This is a genomic window from Henriciella aquimarina (assembly GCF_002088975.1).
Lineage (GTDB): Bacteria > Pseudomonadota > Alphaproteobacteria > Caulobacterales > Hyphomonadaceae > Henriciella > Henriciella aquimarina.
The window spans coordinates 44992-60098 of record NZ_NCST01000039.1; the positions used below are offsets into that span (position 1 = coordinate 44992).

The 15107-nt window shown below is 63.9% G+C and carries 14 protein-coding genes; 11 read left to right on the forward strand and 3 right to left on the reverse strand.

All coding sequences use genetic code 11. The annotated features are described in order from the left end of the window. Positions 1-50: 50 nt before the first annotated feature. On the reverse strand, positions 51-827 hold the full coding sequence (locus B8784_RS06230; protein WP_084396738.1) for a phosphatase PAP2 family protein: 777 nt from the start codon (positions 825-827) through the stop codon (positions 51-53). An 18-nt stretch (positions 828-845) separates the two neighbouring features. Continuing rightward, a complete protein-coding gene (ettA, locus tag B8784_RS06235; RefSeq protein WP_084396739.1) occupies positions 846-2513 on the reverse strand; it encodes an energy-dependent translational throttle protein EttA in 1668 nt (555 codons plus the stop codon). 187 nt (positions 2514-2700) lie between these two features. Here ettA and B8784_RS06240 point away from each other — a divergent pair, with 187 nt between their 5' ends. From B8784_RS06240 to B8784_RS06275, 8 genes are all read left to right on the forward strand, one after another. Then, positions 2701-5061, forward strand: coding sequence for a S9 family peptidase (locus B8784_RS06240; protein ID WP_233355998.1), 2361 nt, complete (start codon positions 2701-2703; stop codon positions 5059-5061). Positions 5062-5165: 104 nt separating this feature from the next. Continuing rightward, entirely contained in the window at positions 5166-6536 is a 1371-nt protein-coding gene (locus B8784_RS06245) for an alpha,alpha-trehalose-phosphate synthase (UDP-forming) (RefSeq protein WP_084396740.1), read from the forward strand. A gap of 2 nt (positions 6537-6538) precedes the next feature. Next, on the forward strand, positions 6539-7264 hold the full coding sequence (gene otsB / locus B8784_RS06250; protein WP_084396741.1) for a trehalose-phosphatase: 726 nt from the start codon (positions 6539-6541) through the stop codon (positions 7262-7264). After that, entirely contained in the window at positions 7264-9033 is a 1770-nt protein-coding gene (locus B8784_RS06255; protein WP_084396742.1) for a glycoside hydrolase family 15 protein, read from the forward strand. Before otsB ends, B8784_RS06255 begins: the two co-directional genes overlap by 1 nt. Before the next feature lie 47 nt (positions 9034-9080). Further along, on the forward strand, positions 9081-9491 hold the full coding sequence (locus tag B8784_RS06260; protein ID WP_084396743.1) for a DUF1330 domain-containing protein: 411 nt from the start codon (positions 9081-9083) through the stop codon (positions 9489-9491). A gap of 77 nt (positions 9492-9568) precedes the next feature. Then, positions 9569-10126 carry a YbjN domain-containing protein gene (locus B8784_RS06265; RefSeq protein WP_158085604.1) on the forward strand — a complete coding sequence of 186 codons (558 nt, stop codon included), beginning with the start codon at positions 9569-9571 and terminating at the stop codon, positions 10124-10126. A 25-nt stretch (positions 10127-10151) separates the two neighbouring features. Continuing rightward, positions 10152-10874, forward strand: coding sequence for an HAD family acid phosphatase (locus tag B8784_RS06270; protein ID WP_158085605.1), 723 nt, complete (start codon positions 10152-10154; stop codon positions 10872-10874). Further along, the gene (locus B8784_RS06275) at positions 10871-11857 is read left to right on the forward strand and encodes a glutathione S-transferase family protein (RefSeq protein WP_084396746.1); all 987 of its coding nucleotides are present in this window, start codon (positions 10871-10873) and stop codon (positions 11855-11857) included. Before B8784_RS06270 ends, B8784_RS06275 begins: the two co-directional genes overlap by 4 nt. Here the strand turns inward: B8784_RS06275 and B8784_RS06280 are convergent. After that, the gene (locus B8784_RS06280; RefSeq protein WP_084396747.1) at positions 11854-12321 is read right to left on the reverse strand and encodes a GAF domain-containing protein; all 468 of its coding nucleotides are present in this window, start codon (positions 12319-12321) and stop codon (positions 11854-11856) included. The two genes, B8784_RS06275 and B8784_RS06280, sit on opposite strands and share 4 nt — an antisense overlap. Positions 12322-12469: 148 nt before the next feature. Between B8784_RS06280 and B8784_RS06285 the strand changes: the two genes are divergently transcribed. The 3 genes from B8784_RS06285 to B8784_RS06295 form a co-directional block, all read left to right on the forward strand. Then, entirely contained in the window at positions 12470-13210 is a 741-nt protein-coding gene (locus tag B8784_RS06285) for a DUF4129 domain-containing protein (RefSeq protein WP_084396748.1), read from the forward strand. Next, complete coding sequence (locus B8784_RS06290; RefSeq protein WP_084396749.1) at positions 13207-14421, forward strand: DUF4350 domain-containing protein; 1215 nt, start codon at positions 13207-13209, stop codon at positions 14419-14421. Before B8784_RS06285 ends, B8784_RS06290 begins: the two co-directional genes overlap by 4 nt. Then, positions 14408-15107: AAA family ATPase (locus B8784_RS06295; RefSeq protein ID WP_084396752.1), on the forward strand; the 700-nt coding region annotated here is incomplete at its 3' end. The genes B8784_RS06290 and B8784_RS06295, both read left to right, overlap by 14 nt.

The following is a 15107-nucleotide window of genomic DNA, read 5'->3' on the forward strand; positions in this document are numbered from 1 at the left end:
CTGAGATACGTACAGCACTTAACAGAATGAGAAGTCGGACTTCTCCTGCGTCAATTACGGACCGCATCAGCATCTAGCTCAATTGTGCCTTCGGGCGAGACATCGACGGCATAGAGATCCATGGCCGCTTCGATCGTGACGACCGCATAGACCGTCCAGATCGCCAGCATGACCGCGATCACGACGCCATAGGGCCGGGCGAAACGGGCCCGGCCGGGCATCTGGTCGAAGCCCCATGCGATCAGGAACAGCATGACCGAGGCCAGCAGCACCGCGCCGATGACGTCGCTCGGCCAGTGCGCGCCGAGATAGATGCGCGACAGGCCCATCAGCGTGATGAGCAGGATGAACCCGCCAACCGCGAGACGCTGGCGCAAGCCGGTCAGCGCATGCACGGCGAAAATGGCGAGCGCGCCATAGATCACCATGGAATTGGTCATGTGGCCGGAGGGGAAGCTGAAACTCTCCACCCCGGCATAGAGATCCGCCGTCGGACGGGCCCGGGCGACGGTGAGCTTCACCGCCTTCACGATCAGCGGCGTCAGGCTGAACGCCGCCGCACAGATGCCCGCCGGCCACCAGGCGCGCCGCACAAGCAGGGTCACCACAACCGCCACGGCAATCATGGTGAGCGCCGTGCCATCGCCGAAAAGCGTGATCAGGACGACGCCCCAGTCGAGTGGCGGATTGCGCAGGGCGATGATGCCATCGCTCAGCGTCCGGTCGAAGGCCGTCAGTGCCGCTTCGTCATGAACGAGCAGGCCAAGCCCCGCCAGCGCGGCCAGGGCAAGGCCGGCCGGCAGGATATGGGAGAGGGTGTGACGCAAGGCGTGCAGGCCTCCGCCCTAGTCGCGCGAGAACTTCTTGAACTTGAGGCGCTTCGGCTCGACCGCATCGGCCCCGAGGCGGCGCTTCTTGTCTTCCAGATAGGAAGAGAAGTCGCCCTCGAACCATTCAACATGGCTGTCGCCCTCAAAGGCGAGGATATGGGTCGCCATACGGTCGAGGAACCAGCGATCGTGCGAGATGATGACAGCGCAACCCGGGAAGCCGTCGAGGCCTTCTTCCAGCGCCTGAAGCGTCTCGACGTCGAGATCGTTGGTCGGTTCGTCGAGCAGCAGGAGGTTCGCGCCCTGACGCAGCATCTTGGCCAGGTGGACGCGGTTGCGCTCCCCGCCCGAGAGCATGCCGACCTTCTTCTGCTGGTCGGAGCCCTTGAAGTTGAAGGCGCCGACATAGGCGCGCGAATTCACTTCGACCCCGCCGAGATCGATCACGTCGAGCCCGTCGGAAACCTCTTCCCAGACATTCTTCTTGTCATCGAGCTTGTCGCGCGACTGGTCGACATAACCAAGCTTCACCGTGTCGCCGATGCGCAACGTGCCGTCATCGGGCTCTTCCTGGCCCATGATCATCTTGAACAGGGTCGACTTACCCGCGCCGTTCGGACCGATGACACCAACGATGCCGCCAGGGGGCAGGGAGAAGGTGAGGTCCTCGATGAGCAGGTTGTTGCCGAATGCCTTGCGCAGATGCTCAGCCTCGATGACGAGATTGCCGAGACGCGGACCCGGCGGAATGCGGATCTGGGCATGCGAGACCTTTTCGCGCTCGGCCTCGGCGGCGCGTTCTTCATAGGCCTGGATACGCGCTTTCGACTTGGTCTGGCGGGCCTTGGCGCCGGCCTGGACCCATTCGAGTTCCTTTGCCAGCGTACGCTTCTTGCCGGCATCCTCGCGGGCCTCCTGCTCCATCCGCTTGGCCTTCTGCTCGACCCAGTCGGAATAGTTGCCCTGGTAGGGAATGCCCCGGCCACGGTCGAGTTCGAGGATCCAGTCGGTGATCTTGTCGAGGAAGTAGCGATCGTGCGTGACGAGGATGACGCAACCCGGGAAGTTGATCAGATAGTTCTGCAGCCAGTTCACCGTCTCGGCGTCGAGGTGGTTGGTCGGTTCGTCCATCAGGATCATGTCGGGGCGCGAGAGCAGCAGCTGACAGATCGCGACACGGCGGACCTCACCGCCTGAGAGGTTGTCGACGCCCGAGTCGCCGGACGGGCAGCCAAGCGCTACCATGGCCATCTCGATCTTGGAGTCGATATCCCAGGCATCGGCCTGGTCTACCTGCTCCTGCAGGGCCGTCATCTCTTCCATCAGTTCGTCGGTATATTCCTCGCCGAGCTTGGCGGAGAGTTCGTTGAACCGGTCGAAGAGCTGCTTTTCCGGGCATTCGGAGGCAATATTCTCGAAGACGGTCTTGGACTCGTCGAGCTTCGGCTCCTGCGGGAGGTAGCCGACCTTCACGCCATCGGCCGCCCAGGCTTCGCCGTTAAACTCCTGGTCCTGGCCCGCCATGATGCGCAAGAGCGTCGACTTACCGGAGCCGTTGACGCCGACCACACCGATCTTGGCGTCCGGCAGGAAGGAGAGGTGGATGTTCTCGAAGACCTTCTTGCCGCCCGGATAGGTCTTGGAGAGGCCTTGCATGTGGTAAACGTATTGCGGTCCGGCCATGAACTGACGCTCGCTCGTAGAGGGTTGAGAATAAAGCCTGCGGTTTAGACGCGCAGAGGCTTACAGATCAAGCGGCAAGGTAAAGCTTGCGGGCCGCGACACAACAGCCTGTAAACAGGCCATGACCAATCTTTCGCGTTGTCTTTCAGGGGCTGACAGACAGGGCTGGCGCGCTAGGTTGCGCGCCATGAAACCCGTGTTTGCCGGCCTCGCCGCTCTCTTCTCCGTCTCAGCCTGTGCCGGTGCCGGCGCGCTGGCCCAGTCACACTCAAAGGATGCCATGCCTTCGCAAGAGCTGACCCTCGAACGCCTGTATACCTCGCCTTCCCTGAACGGGCCGTCCGCCACCGGCGTAAAGTACGCCCCGGACGGCAAGCGGGTGACCTTCCTCAAGGCGCGGGAAGACGACTCCAGCCGCTATGATCTCTGGCAGTTCGATGTCGCGACCGGCGCGCAATCCATGCTGGTCGACTCCACCCTGCTGCAGCCGGACGATGTCGAGCTGTCGGAAGAGGAAAAGGCGCTGCGCGAGCGCAAGCGGATTGCCGGCCGGAAGGGCATTGTCGACTATGACTGGGGCACCGCCGACACCCTGCTCGTGCCGCTTGGCGGAGACCTCTATCTCGTCACGCTCACCGCCAGCGGCCCGACCGTCCGCCAGCTGACCGAGACCGAAGCCTTCGAATACGATGCCCGCCTCTCGCCGGACGGCAGCTATGTCAGCTTCATCCGCGACGGTGCGGTCCACGTGATCGACCTCGCCAGCGGCGCCGAACAGCAGATCACCCCGGACGCCGAGCCGGAGAAAGCCATCTCCTATGGCACGTCGGAATTCGTCGCACAGGAAGAGATGAGCCGGTATACTGGCTACTGGTGGAGCCCGGACGCGCGCTACATCGCCTATACCAGAGTCGACGAAAGCACGGTCGACATCATCCCGCGCTTCGACATCCAGGCCGACAAGACGACCGTGATCAAGCAACGCTATCCGCGAGCCGGCCGGCCGAATGCAATCGTGGATCTCTACGTCCGCGACATGAAAACCGGTGAGGCCACAAAGCTCTACAGCGTCGGCCCGGACACCTATCTCGCCCGGGTCAATTGGACGCCCGGAAGCCTGTGGTTCCAGACCGTCGACCGCGACCAGACCGAGATCACCTATCACCGCACCGACGGCAAACCGTGGCGCATCTGGTCCCCGCTCCAGGAGACGCAGGAAAAGTGGGTGAACCTGTCGAAGGACTTCGTCGCGCTGGATGAAAGCGTCCTGCTGACGAGCGAGAAAACAGGCCATCGTCACATTGCCGTCTCGCCTTATGGCGACCCGGAGAGGCTGGCCTTCCTGACACGCGGCGACTGGGCCGTGGACGAAGTGAAGGGCATCGACCGCGAAAATCGCATGGTCTATTTCACGGGCTTTGCCGATACGCCGCTGGAGAAGCACCTTTACCGGACCCGCCTGCCCTGGACCGAGGAAGAACTCGACAGTGAAGACCACCCGGGCGCCCTGCCCGGCAGCAATTGCATCGACCTGACCCCCGACTCCGCCCGCGCGACCCGCGAGTGTCCGGCGCCGGAGCGCCTCACCGAAGCCGGCAAATCCTGGTCGATCACCTTGGCGCCGGACGGCAAGTCCTTCGTCGGCACCTCCTCCTCGCCGACCCAGCCCCCGCAGACGGGGCTTTACACAGTTGAGGGCAAGCGCATTGCCTGGATCGAGGAGAACCGGCTGGACGCTGACCATCCCTACGCCCCCTATCTCGCCGGGCATACGGTGCCGGACTATGGGACGCTTGAAGCCGAGGACGGCCAGACGCTTTACTATTCCATCCAGACCCCGCCGGATTTCGATGCGTCGAAACAGTACCCTGTCATCATCGAGGTCTATGGTGGCCCGCATGTCCAGACGGTCGACCGCGACTGGGAAAGCATGTCCGACCAGTATCTCACCCGGCAGGGCTATATCGTCTTCCGGCTGGACAATCGCGGCATGGCGAACCGCGGCAAAAAGTTCGAGGACGTCATCTACCGGCGCACAGGCGGGCCGGAAGTGCGCGACCAGCTCGCCGGCGTCGACTGGCTGAAGTCACAGCCCTTCGTGGATGCGGACCGCATCGCCATACAGGGCTGGTCCTATGGCGGCTACATGACGCTGATGACCATCCTGCAGGCCCCGAAAGGCACCTTCGCGGCCGCCGCCGCTGGCGCGCCGGTGACCGACTGGTCGCTCTACGACACCTTCTACACCGAGCGCTACATGGATACGCCGCAGGACAACCCGGACGGCTATGAACAGTCCTCCGTTTTCGCCCATGCGAAGAACCTGACCACGCCGCTCCTGCTCATGCACGGCATGGCCGACGACAATGTCACCTTCGACAATATGACCCGGCTGATGGCGGCGTTTCAGGAGATGGGAAAACCCTTCGAGCTGATGACCTATCCCGGCCAGCGCCATGGCATTCGCGGCGCCGCGCTTCAGACGCACCTGATGAAGACGCGCATAGCCTTCCTCAACCGGCACCTGAAACCGGATACATCGGACTGACAGGTTTTTGAGCCAAAAGGGTATTTCTCGCTTCCAGAAGGATTATACCCCTTGAACCACTGCGCGGTTGCAGCATCCTCTCAAGAGGCAGATACGGGATCACCATGGGCAGACTGATCGCCATCTCGAACCGCACCGCCGCCGATGCCAGCGCACGCGCAGGCGGGCTGGCCGTCGCGGTCTGGGAAAGCCTGACAGCGACAGGCGGGATCTGGTTCGGCTGGTCCGGCAATATCGTCGAAGACGAGGTTGGCGCGCCGGAAGTCTTCACCGATGAGGGCGTCGAATTCGTCACGACGGACTTCACCGAAGCCGAACATGACGGCTTCTATCTCCAATATGCCAACCGGGTGATCTGGCCGGTCTTTCACTACCGCGTCGATCTCGCCCATTTCGGCCATGCCGATTTCGATATCTATGCGGCGGTGAACAAGCGAATCGCGGGCCTTGTGACGCCGCGCCTGAAGAAAGGCGACAGCGTCTGGGTGCACGACTACCACTTCCTGCTGATGGGCGACTATCTGCGCCAGGGCGGCTGGAACGGGCCGATCGGCTTCTTCCTGCACATCCCTTTCCCGTCTCCGGAGATCTTCAAGGCCCTGCCCGATCATGAGCGGATCGCGCGGGCCATGTGCGAATATTCCGTGCTGGGCTTCCAGTCGACAACCGACCGGTCGAACTTCGTGCGCTACCTGATCGAGAATTACGATGCCGTCGATGAAGGCGATGGCTGGATCAGCGTCTTCGGACGGAAGATCCGCGCCAGCGCCTATCCCATCGGCATCGACGCGGAGGGCTTTGCGAAGGCCTCCGTCAGCGAGCGGGCCTCAACAGCCGCCTCGCGCATCGGACGCTTCCTGGGTGGGCGTCATCTCGTGCTTGGCGTCGACCGGATGGACTATTCCAAGGGCCTGCCCCAGCGCTTCGAAGCGGTTGGCCAGCTGTTCGACAATTTCCCTTCCACGCGTGGTGTGGTGTCGGTGACCCAGATCGCCCCGCCCTCACGCTCGAAGGTGGAAGAGTATCGCGACCTGCGCATCCAGCTGGATGAACTGGCCGGCCGCATCAATGGCGATTATGGCGATCTCGACTGGATCCCGCTGCGCTATCTGGCGCGCTCCTATGACCGGCGCGAGCTGGCCGGGCTCTACCGCATTGCCCGCGTCTGCCTGGTGACGCCGCTACGCGACGGGATGAACCTCGTCGCCAAGGAATATGTCATGGCGCAGGACCCGGACGATCCGGGCGTGCTGATCCTGTCGGAATTTGCCGGCGCCGCCGAGCAGCTCTCGGAAGCCCTGATCGTCAATCCGCATGATACATACAAGGTGGCGGAGACCATCTATCAGGCCCTCGAAATGCCGTTGGAGGAACGCAAGGCCCGCTGGGAGAAGTTGCGCGACATCGTCGTGGAGCAGGACATCTCCTGGTGGCGGCAGAAATTTCTCGATGATCTCTCCAGCGACCTGACCTGAGCATGCCAGATTTTTCCCCTCCCCCGCGCCTTGAAGAGCGCCACGCCCTGTTTCTTGACTTCGATGGCACCCTGGCCCCGATCCAGGACGATCCCGACAAGGTTGTCCTGTCACCGGAAAATGCCCGCGCGCTGGCCGGCCTCGAAAGCCTGATCGGCGAGGCCATCGCCATTATCAGCGGTCGCGATGTGCGCGACCTGTCGGCCCGCGTACCGAACGCCTACTGGCGCGCTGGCGGCCATGGCCTGGAAATCTGCGGGCCGGGCGAAGGCCCGCCCGAGACAGCGATCGCGGCACCGCGCGGCCTCGTCAATGCCATCGAGATGATCACGAGCGGGCTCGAAGGGGTCCGCATGGAACGGAAAGGTCCGGTCATAGCCGTCCACTTCCGCCAGGCCCCGGAAATGGGCGAGATGCTGCTGGCGCGGCTGAAGGACACGGTGCGCGACGACCCGGACTACAAGATCCAGGCCGGCAAGATGGTGCTGGAGGCCAAGCCCGCCCATGCCCATAAGGGCCGGGCCATCACCCACATGATGGAACATGCGCCCTTCCGCGACCGCCTGCCGGTCATGGTAGGCGACGACACGACCGACGAAGACGCCTTCGATGCGGTCAACCGGCTCGGCGGCTTTTCCATCAAGGTCGGGCCGGGCGAAACAGCCGCGCAATACCGGCTTGAGGATACACACGATGTCACCACATGGCTGACAGAACAGGGGCGCTGATGACCAATCTCGAACTCGGCATCATCGGAAACGGCACGGTTGCCGGCCTGATAGACGAACACGCCAATTGCGTCTGGTTCTGCCTGCCGCGTATCGATGGCGAACCGGTCTTCAACAAGCTGCTGGACGGGCGCGGCCAGTTCGCCGTCTCGCTGCAGGGCCACACGCGCTCGACGCAGACCTACCAGCACAATACCGCGATCATCGAGACCATCCTGGAGGCCGAGGACGGCTCGGCCATCAAGGTGACCGACTACTGCCCGCGTTTCATGGACCGCGGCCGGATGTTCCGTCCGGCCTCCATGGTGCGCCGGATTACGCCGCTCAAGGGCATGCCGCGCATCCGCGTCGAACTGTTCGCCCAGAGCCAGCGCGGCGAATACAACATGGTGACCCGGCGCGGGGTGAACCATATCAGCTTCCTCGACGAATATGCGAGTTTCCGGGTCACGACCGACGCACCGGTGTCCTATGTCATGGATGGCCGGGATTTCGTGCTCGACCGGGAGCTGAGCTTCCTGCTCGGCCCCGATGAAAGCCTGTCCGACCGGGTCGGCGTGATCGCGCTGGAATGGCTGGAACGCACCGCCGATCACTGGATGTCATGGTCGCGGCGCCTCGCCACCCCGCCGGACTGGCAGGATGCGGTGATCCGCGCGGCGATCACGCTGAAGCTCTGCGTCTATGAGGAGACCGGCGGGATCGTTGCCGCGTTGACCACGAGCATTCCCGAACATGCCGGTTCCGAGCGCAACTGGGACTATCGCTTCTGCTGGCTGCGCGACGCCTATTTCACCGTCACCGCGCTGAACCGGCTGTCGGCCGTCGGCACGCTGGAACACTATCTCGCCTATCTCAGGAACACCGTCGCCCACACACGCGGCGGGCACATCCAGCCGGTCTACGGAATCGCGCTGGAGAACGACCTGACCGAGCAGATTGCCGGCGCCCTGCCCGGCTATCGCGGCACCGGCCCGGTCCGCTTCGGCAACCAGGCCGCCGAACACATCCAGCACGATGTCTATGGCCACGTCATCCTCGGTGCGAGCCAGGCCTTTTTCGACGACCGGCTCTATGCCAAGGCCGGCGCGCTGGAATTTGCCCATTTCGAAGGGGTCGGCGAGCGCGCCTATGCCGTCTGGAACACGCCGGATGCCGGCATCTGGGAGTTTCGCGGCAAGGCCCATGTCCACACCTCCTCGGCCATCATGTGCTGGGCGGCCTGCGACCGGCTGGCCCGGATCGCCACCCATCTCGGCATGGACGAGCGCGCGACCTACTGGACAGGCCGGGCCGACGAGATCCGCGACGGCGTGCTCGAGCAGGCCTGGAACGAGGAGCGCCAGGCCTTTACCGGCGCCTTCGGCGAGGAGGCCCTCGATGCCTCCGTCCTGCTCATGGCCGAGATCGGCTTCATCGACGCGAAGGACGAACGCTTTATCAAGACCGTCGAGCGTGTGGATGAGGAACTGCGCGATGGCTATCACGTCTTCCGCTACAAGGTGGAGGACGATTTCGGCTTGCCGCAGACCGCGTTCACCGCCTGCACCTTCTGGCATATCGACGCACTGGCCCGCATCGGGCGGATCGACGAGGCGCGCGAGATGTTCGAGGACGTGCTCGCCCACCGCACACGGCTGGGACTGCTGTCGGAGGACATCGATACCTCCAAGGGAGAGCTCTGGGGCAATTTCCCGCAGACCTATTCCATGGTCGGCATCATCAATGCCGCCAACCGGCTCAGCCGCAACTGGGACGAGGTTGTCTGAGAGCACAGCATGCGTAAGTCTTCCCGAAAGACGAAACGGAGGACCTCATGCCAGCCCTGCAACCGACCACAGACCAGATGCGCGCCTTCGCCAAGGATGAGCATGACGGCCCGATCGTCATGATCAACCTGCTCAAATTCCGCGACAAGGCCCAGTACAAGCCGGAAGATTCCGAACACGGCGACGACATATCCGGCGCCGAAGCCTATGACCGCTATGCCGAGGGCCTTGAGGAGCTGAGCCGCGATCCGTCCATCGGGCTGAAGCCGCTTTATGCCGGCAGCGCGCATGGCTTCCTCATCGGCGAGGGCGACTGGGACCGGGTGCTGGTCGTTCACTACCCGTCGCGCCAGCACATGCTGACCATGATGCGCGATGCGCGTTATCAGAAAGTCCACCGCCACCGCGAGGCGGGCCTGCTCCATCAGGACCTGATCGAAACCCATCCGATGAGTTAATGTTGCCGCGCTTGCGATGGCGTCAGGGCTGGGCCAAGCTTCCCCGGAGTGCGCGTCCAGAGGGAGACACCGTGACGATGATCAGGCCTGCGGCCCTTGCGGCCTTGCTCTTCGCGATCGCCCCGGCCGCCATGGCCGATCAGACCAACACCTTTCCGCCCGGCTCGCCATCACCGGCCCAGACACCGTCGGCGCCAAGTGGCCTCATCGATGCCAGCGATCCCGCCGCGATTGTCGACCTGCTGGAGGAAGCCGGTTTCGACGCCCGCCTCACCACACAACCGACCGGCGCCGTCCAGATCGAATCGAGCATCGCAGAGACCAATTTCTGGCTCTATTTCCAGGCCTGCACGCCGGAGTTTACCGGCTGCGAGGTGATCACCTTCTCCTCCGGCTTCGACTTCGACAGCCCGCAGGTCCGCGACATTCTCGGGGACTGGAACGCCACGCACTATACCAAGGCCTATCTCGACGACAGCGGTGATCCCTTCGTCGAATTCTCGGTGAACATGGTGCATGGCGTCAGCCGCGAGAATTTCATCAACACGCTGAACTGGTTCACGACCGAAGTGAAAGCCTTCATGGACCAGATCGGCTGGAACAATGATACGGGCGGCACGGCCCAGCCGATCTGACCGACCGCTTTTCAGGGGAGACATCATGATCCGCTTCAGACACCTGGCCGCCATGCTTGCCGCAGCGGGCCTTGCGGCCTGCGCCACACCAGCAGCGACCACACCCACAGCCGAACGAGACCTCAGCCCCGGCGTCGCCTGGGTCGCCAGCAGCCAGGGCTGGGCCGACGAAGCCGAAGCCGTCTATGACGAAGCCACCGCCTATGTCGAGCAGGTCGCCGCCAGCCGGCCAGAGGGCAGCTGGGCCGTCGCGCTGGATATCGACGAGACCGTGCTGAACAATGTCGAATACCAGGTCCGCCTTGAAGAAAGCGGCGCCACCTACACGCCGGAAAGCTGGCATGCCTGGACCGGGGAAAAAGCGGCCACGCTCGTGCCGGGCGCGAAGGAGTTTCTCGAGCGCGTCAATGCGCTTGGCGGCCACATCGCACTGGTCACCAACCGTGCCGATAGCGAACAGCTCTGGACGGAGGAAAACCTCGCCCAGGTCGGCCTGACCCGCCCGGACGACTTCCGCATCCTGATGACACGGGCCTATCCGGAAGGCGCCTCCAACAAGATGCCGCGCTATGCCATCATCCCGGCCATGCTGGGTGCGCAAGGCTATCCGGATGTCGAGGTGGTCGCCTATGTCGGCGACAATGTCGGCGACAAGCCGGACACACCCGGCGACTGGGAATTCTTCTGCATCGACCAGGGCGCCATGTATGGCGAGCCTTGTGCCGCCGTGCCGGGGCCGGGACGATGAGCGGCATCTACAAGGTCCACGGGGCGCTCGGCTCGCCTTATTCGATGAAGGTCCGCGCGGCGATGCGCGCCAAGCGCCTGCCACATGTCTGGGTACCCCTCACCGCCGACCTGCGAGAGCCGGTCCTGTCAAAGGTCAAGGCGCCCGTCATTCCCGTGATCCAGACACCGGAAGGCGAATGGACGAACGATTCAACGCCATTCCTGCTTGGCCTTGAAACCGAAGGCCGGGCGCTCCTGCCGGAAGATCCGGTCCAGCGCTTCGCTTGCCTGCTTCTCGAGGACATGGCCGACGAATGGACCATGAAGGCGATGTTCCACTACCGCTGGGCCTATGAGGAAGACGCGGAATGGTGCGCCAACTGGCTGATGTATGACAGCCTGCCCAATGCCGGGCGCGAGGCCGTCGAGAAAGCCGCCGCCACGATACGCGAACGGCAGATCTCGCGCATGCCCCTTGTTGGCTGCACGCCTGAAACGGCCCCGATCATCGAAACATCCTTTGCCCGGGTGACCGCCTGCCTCGAGGACATGGCGCTTGGATCGGCAAGTTTCCTGTTTGGGGACCGGCCATCGCTGGCCGACATGGCCTTTTACGGCCAGATCAAGGTGATGAGCTACGACCCGACACCCATGGCCTTTCTGCGCGCCGAGCGGCCCTATTTCTATCGCTGGCTCGACCTGGCCGACGACACGTCCGGTGTTGAAGGCGAGTGGGGCGATACGCTGTCAGAGCCTGTGAAAGCGCTTGTGGCCATTGCCGGCGAAACCTATCTCCCCTTTCTGAAGGCCAATTCTGAAGCCCTTGAGAAAGAGGAGAAATCCTTCTCCTTGACCCTGGAGGGCAGAGCCTACACGCAGGGCGTTTTCAAGTATCAGAAACGCTGTCTTGATGCGCTGCGCGAAGACTGGGCGCGCCTTGATGAGGCGAGCCGGGAGACCCTGCGCCCGCTGATCGGGCCGAATGCGGCCATCCTCGGCTAGGCCGTCAGCAGGACCTGACAGATCGCTTCCAGCCCGGCCTGGTCGACCGCATCGAACGCGCCATACTCCGTCGAGTCGACGTCCAGCACGGCGGCGAGCTTGCCATTGCCGTCGAAGACGGGGACCACGATTTCGGAATTCGAGCGCGAGTCGCAGGCGATATGACCCGGAAAGGCATGGACGTCCTCCACGAGCTGGGTCTTTCCTTCCGCCGCGCAGGCCCCGCAGACGCCCTTGCCGAACGGAATGCGCAGGCAGCCAAGGGTGCCCTGATAAGGCCCGACAACGAGTTCATCCGGTTTCTGCGGATCGACGACATAAAACCCCGTCCAGAAAAAGCGCGGGCGGAAGGCCTCGGCCAGAAGGCAGGCGGCGGTCGCATAGCGCGCCGGCACATAGGTTTCCCCGGCCACGACGGCTTCGATCTCGGCTTTCAGCTCACGATAGGTCGCTTCGCGGTCCATCCGTCTATCCCTTTACAGCGTGAGCGCCATATCGGTCTTCGGGGCCGACACCTCAAGAGCCCCATGGACGCCGCGCTGCTGCTCTGAAATAGTCAAAGTTGAAGGGTGGAGTGGTTTGTGCTGACGCCACAGGAGAGGAGGCTGCCGCGTGAAAGACGCTGTCCGGACGGTCATTGTCGCCTGGGTGATGTGTCTCAGCCTGTGCGTGCCCCTTTCAGCTTTTGCCCAGAGCGATCCCGGCGAGGACGAAGCCGGCCGCATTGAGCGCCTCGTCGAGCGCCATGCCGGCAATGACCGCATCCAGACAGAGCGCCCAGAATGGGAGCCAGAAACACCCGATATCGAACCCCGCGACCGCAATCCCTTCATCGAGGCGATTGGCGACTTTTTTGCCTGGCTGTTCAGCGGGATAGCTCCCATCCTGAAGGTCCTGCTTTTCGTTGCCATCGCAGCGGCCATTCTCTACGCCCTCTGGTACATGTTCGGCGATGTCGTGGGGCTGAAATTACGGCGGAAGACGCAGACCGGCGACGAGCCGGAGGTTTCCGACATTCGCGGTCACCGGCCCGACCGGGGCCAGGCCACCGCCCTGCTCGATCAGGCCGATGCGCTCGCCGCCGATGGCCGGTTTGCCGAAGCCGTTCACCTGCTGCTCTTCCGCTCCATCGAAGACCTGCAGGAGCGGCGTACCGGCGGCGTGCCGCAATCGCTGACCGCACGCGAAATCCAGTCTCTGTCAGACCTTTCCGCGCGCGCCCGTGAAGCGCTCGGCCCGATCATCCGGATTGTCGAGAACAGCTTCTTCGGCGGCCGCGCCGTCGACCGCGATGGCTGGCAGCGCGCGCGCACCTCTTACGAACAGTTTGCCTTCGGCGAGGCCGGCGCATGAGCGAACGCCTGCCGCAATCGAGCAGCCCCTTTTCGCCCAGGGTGGTCGTCATCCTGATCGGGGTGGGCCTCTTCTCCTTCCTGGCGGTGATGTCGCTGATGGCCTGGTCACCGGACTTGGCGAGCCGCGACCGCGCCGGGGCGACCCCCTATTCCCGCTCCGCCAGCGGCTATGCTGGCCTGCGCACCATGCTGGAGGCCGACGGCCGGCAGGTTTCGGTCTCGCGGCGCACCGAGACGATGAGTGCGCGCGACGGACGCCTGCTCGTCCTAACGCTGCCCTTGCGCGGGCGCACCTTCGAGATCGGCGAGGTCGCCGAACCGGCGCTCATCGTCCTGCCGAAATGGCGCTCCCTGCCCAACCCCGCCCGTCAGGCCTGGGAGGTCGACACGCGTCTGGCCAGCGAAGGCGCCGTCGACGGCATGCTGGGCCTAGTGGCAGAAGACGCAAGCCTCCGGCGGCTCGATGAGCCTCCGGAGGCGCTGGACACACCCTTCGGGACACTGGCCCCGCAATTCGACGGCAAACTGCAGCTGATCCGCGCCAACGGGCTGGACCCGGTCATCGCCCTGCCGCAAGGCCTGCTCCTTTCGCGGCTCGGCGAGCGCGAAATCTATGTCCTGTCGGACCCGGACGTGCTCAACAATTTCGGCCTCGCGCGGCTTGAAAATGCCCGCACCGGGCTCGGCATCCTCGAGCTTGTAAGCCGCAGCGAGAGCCAGCCGATTGTCTTCGATGCGACGCTGCACGGCTTCGAACGCTCCAACAATCTGCTGAAGCTCCTGCTCGACATCCCCTTCCTCGGCGCGACGCTCGTGGCGCTCGCCACCATGGCGCTGATCGGCTGGGCTGCCGCCATCCGCTTCGGCGCGCCGGAACGTGAAGCCCCGGCCTTCGCGCCGGGCAAGCAGGCGCTCGCCGACAATTCCGCCGGCCTCATCGCCATGGCCCGGCGCGAGGCCCGTATGGCGCCCGGCTATCTGGCGCTGACCCGCCGCGCACTGTCGCGCGATCTCGGCACCCCGAAGACACTGAGCGAAACCGAGCTCGCCACCCTGCTCGACCGCATGGGCGAACAGGCCGGGCTCGAGGAAACATGGACGGATATCGGCAGCGGGCTTTCGACCCCCGCCGCCTCACGCGACGATCTGAGACACAAGGCCCGCGCCCTCTGGCGCTGGCGCAGGGAGATGACACATGGACATGACTGAGCTTCAGGCCCTCGCGGAGAAGATCCGCGGCGAGGTCGCCAAGGCTGTGATCGGCCAGAGGGAGACGGTCGACCTGATGCTGACGGCGCTCTTCTCGGCCGGCCACATCCTGCTGGAAGGCCCGCCCGGCACGGCGAAGACGCTGCTAACGCAATCCTTCGCCGCCGCCATCGACCTTGATTTCGGGCGCATCCAGTTCACGCCGGACCTGATGCCGGGCGACGTGCTCGGCACCAACCTCTTCAACTTCCAGACAAACGAGTTCTCGCTCACCAAGGGCCCGATCTTCACCGACATCCTGCTCGCCGACGAGATCAACCGCACCCCCCCCAAGACGCAGGCCGCCCTGCTGGAAGCCATGCAGGAGCGCAAGGTCACCATCGACGGCAAGCCGCACAGCCTGAACGACCGCTTCATGGTGATCGCCACCCAGAACCCGATCGAGCAGCAGGGCACCTATCCCCTGCCGGAAGCCCAGCTCGACCGCTTCCTGTTCAAGCATGTGCTCGACTATCCGAGCCGGGAGGAAGAAGTCTCCATCGTGGCCGGGCATGGCAGCCGCACCGGCATGAAGACGGCCCGGGCGTTCGGCGTGACGGCGGCCGTCAATTCCGACGACCTCGCAAAAGCCGTCGAGACCGTGTCCAACGTCAAGCTCAAGGAGGATGTGGTCGGCTATATCGTCG

What these genes read in the sequence shown, in the direction of transcription:
- B8784_RS06245 (WP_084396740.1), top strand. Translation starts at nt 5,166, where the DNA reads ATGGGCAGACTGATCGCCATCTCGAACCGCACCGCCGCCGATGCCAGC.
- B8784_RS06280 (WP_084396747.1), bottom strand. Translation starts at nt 12,321, where the DNA reads ATGGACCGCGAAGCGACCTATCGTGAGCTGAAAGCCGAGATCGAAGCC.
- B8784_RS06260 (WP_084396743.1), top strand. Translation starts at nt 9,081, where the DNA reads ATGCCAGCCCTGCAACCGACCACAGACCAGATGCGCGCCTTCGCCAAG.
- B8784_RS06240 (WP_233355998.1), top strand. Translation starts at nt 2,701, where the DNA reads ATGAAACCCGTGTTTGCCGGCCTCGCCGCTCTCTTCTCCGTCTCAGCC.
- B8784_RS06255 (WP_084396742.1), top strand. Translation starts at nt 7,264, where the DNA reads ATGACCAATCTCGAACTCGGCATCATCGGAAACGGCACGGTTGCCGGC.
- B8784_RS06270 (WP_158085605.1), top strand. Translation starts at nt 10,152, where the DNA reads ATGATCCGCTTCAGACACCTGGCCGCCATGCTTGCCGCAGCGGGCCTT.
- B8784_RS06275 (WP_084396746.1), top strand. Translation starts at nt 10,871, where the DNA reads ATGAGCGGCATCTACAAGGTCCACGGGGCGCTCGGCTCGCCTTATTCG.
- B8784_RS06290 (WP_084396749.1), top strand. Translation starts at nt 13,207, where the DNA reads ATGAGCGAACGCCTGCCGCAATCGAGCAGCCCCTTTTCGCCCAGGGTG.
- ettA (WP_084396739.1), bottom strand. Translation starts at nt 2,513, where the DNA reads ATGGCCGGACCGCAATACGTTTACCACATGCAAGGCCTCTCCAAGACC.
- B8784_RS06265 (WP_158085604.1), top strand. Translation starts at nt 9,569, where the DNA reads ATGATCAGGCCTGCGGCCCTTGCGGCCTTGCTCTTCGCGATCGCCCCG.
- otsB (WP_084396741.1), top strand. Translation starts at nt 6,539, where the DNA reads ATGCCAGATTTTTCCCCTCCCCCGCGCCTTGAAGAGCGCCACGCCCTG.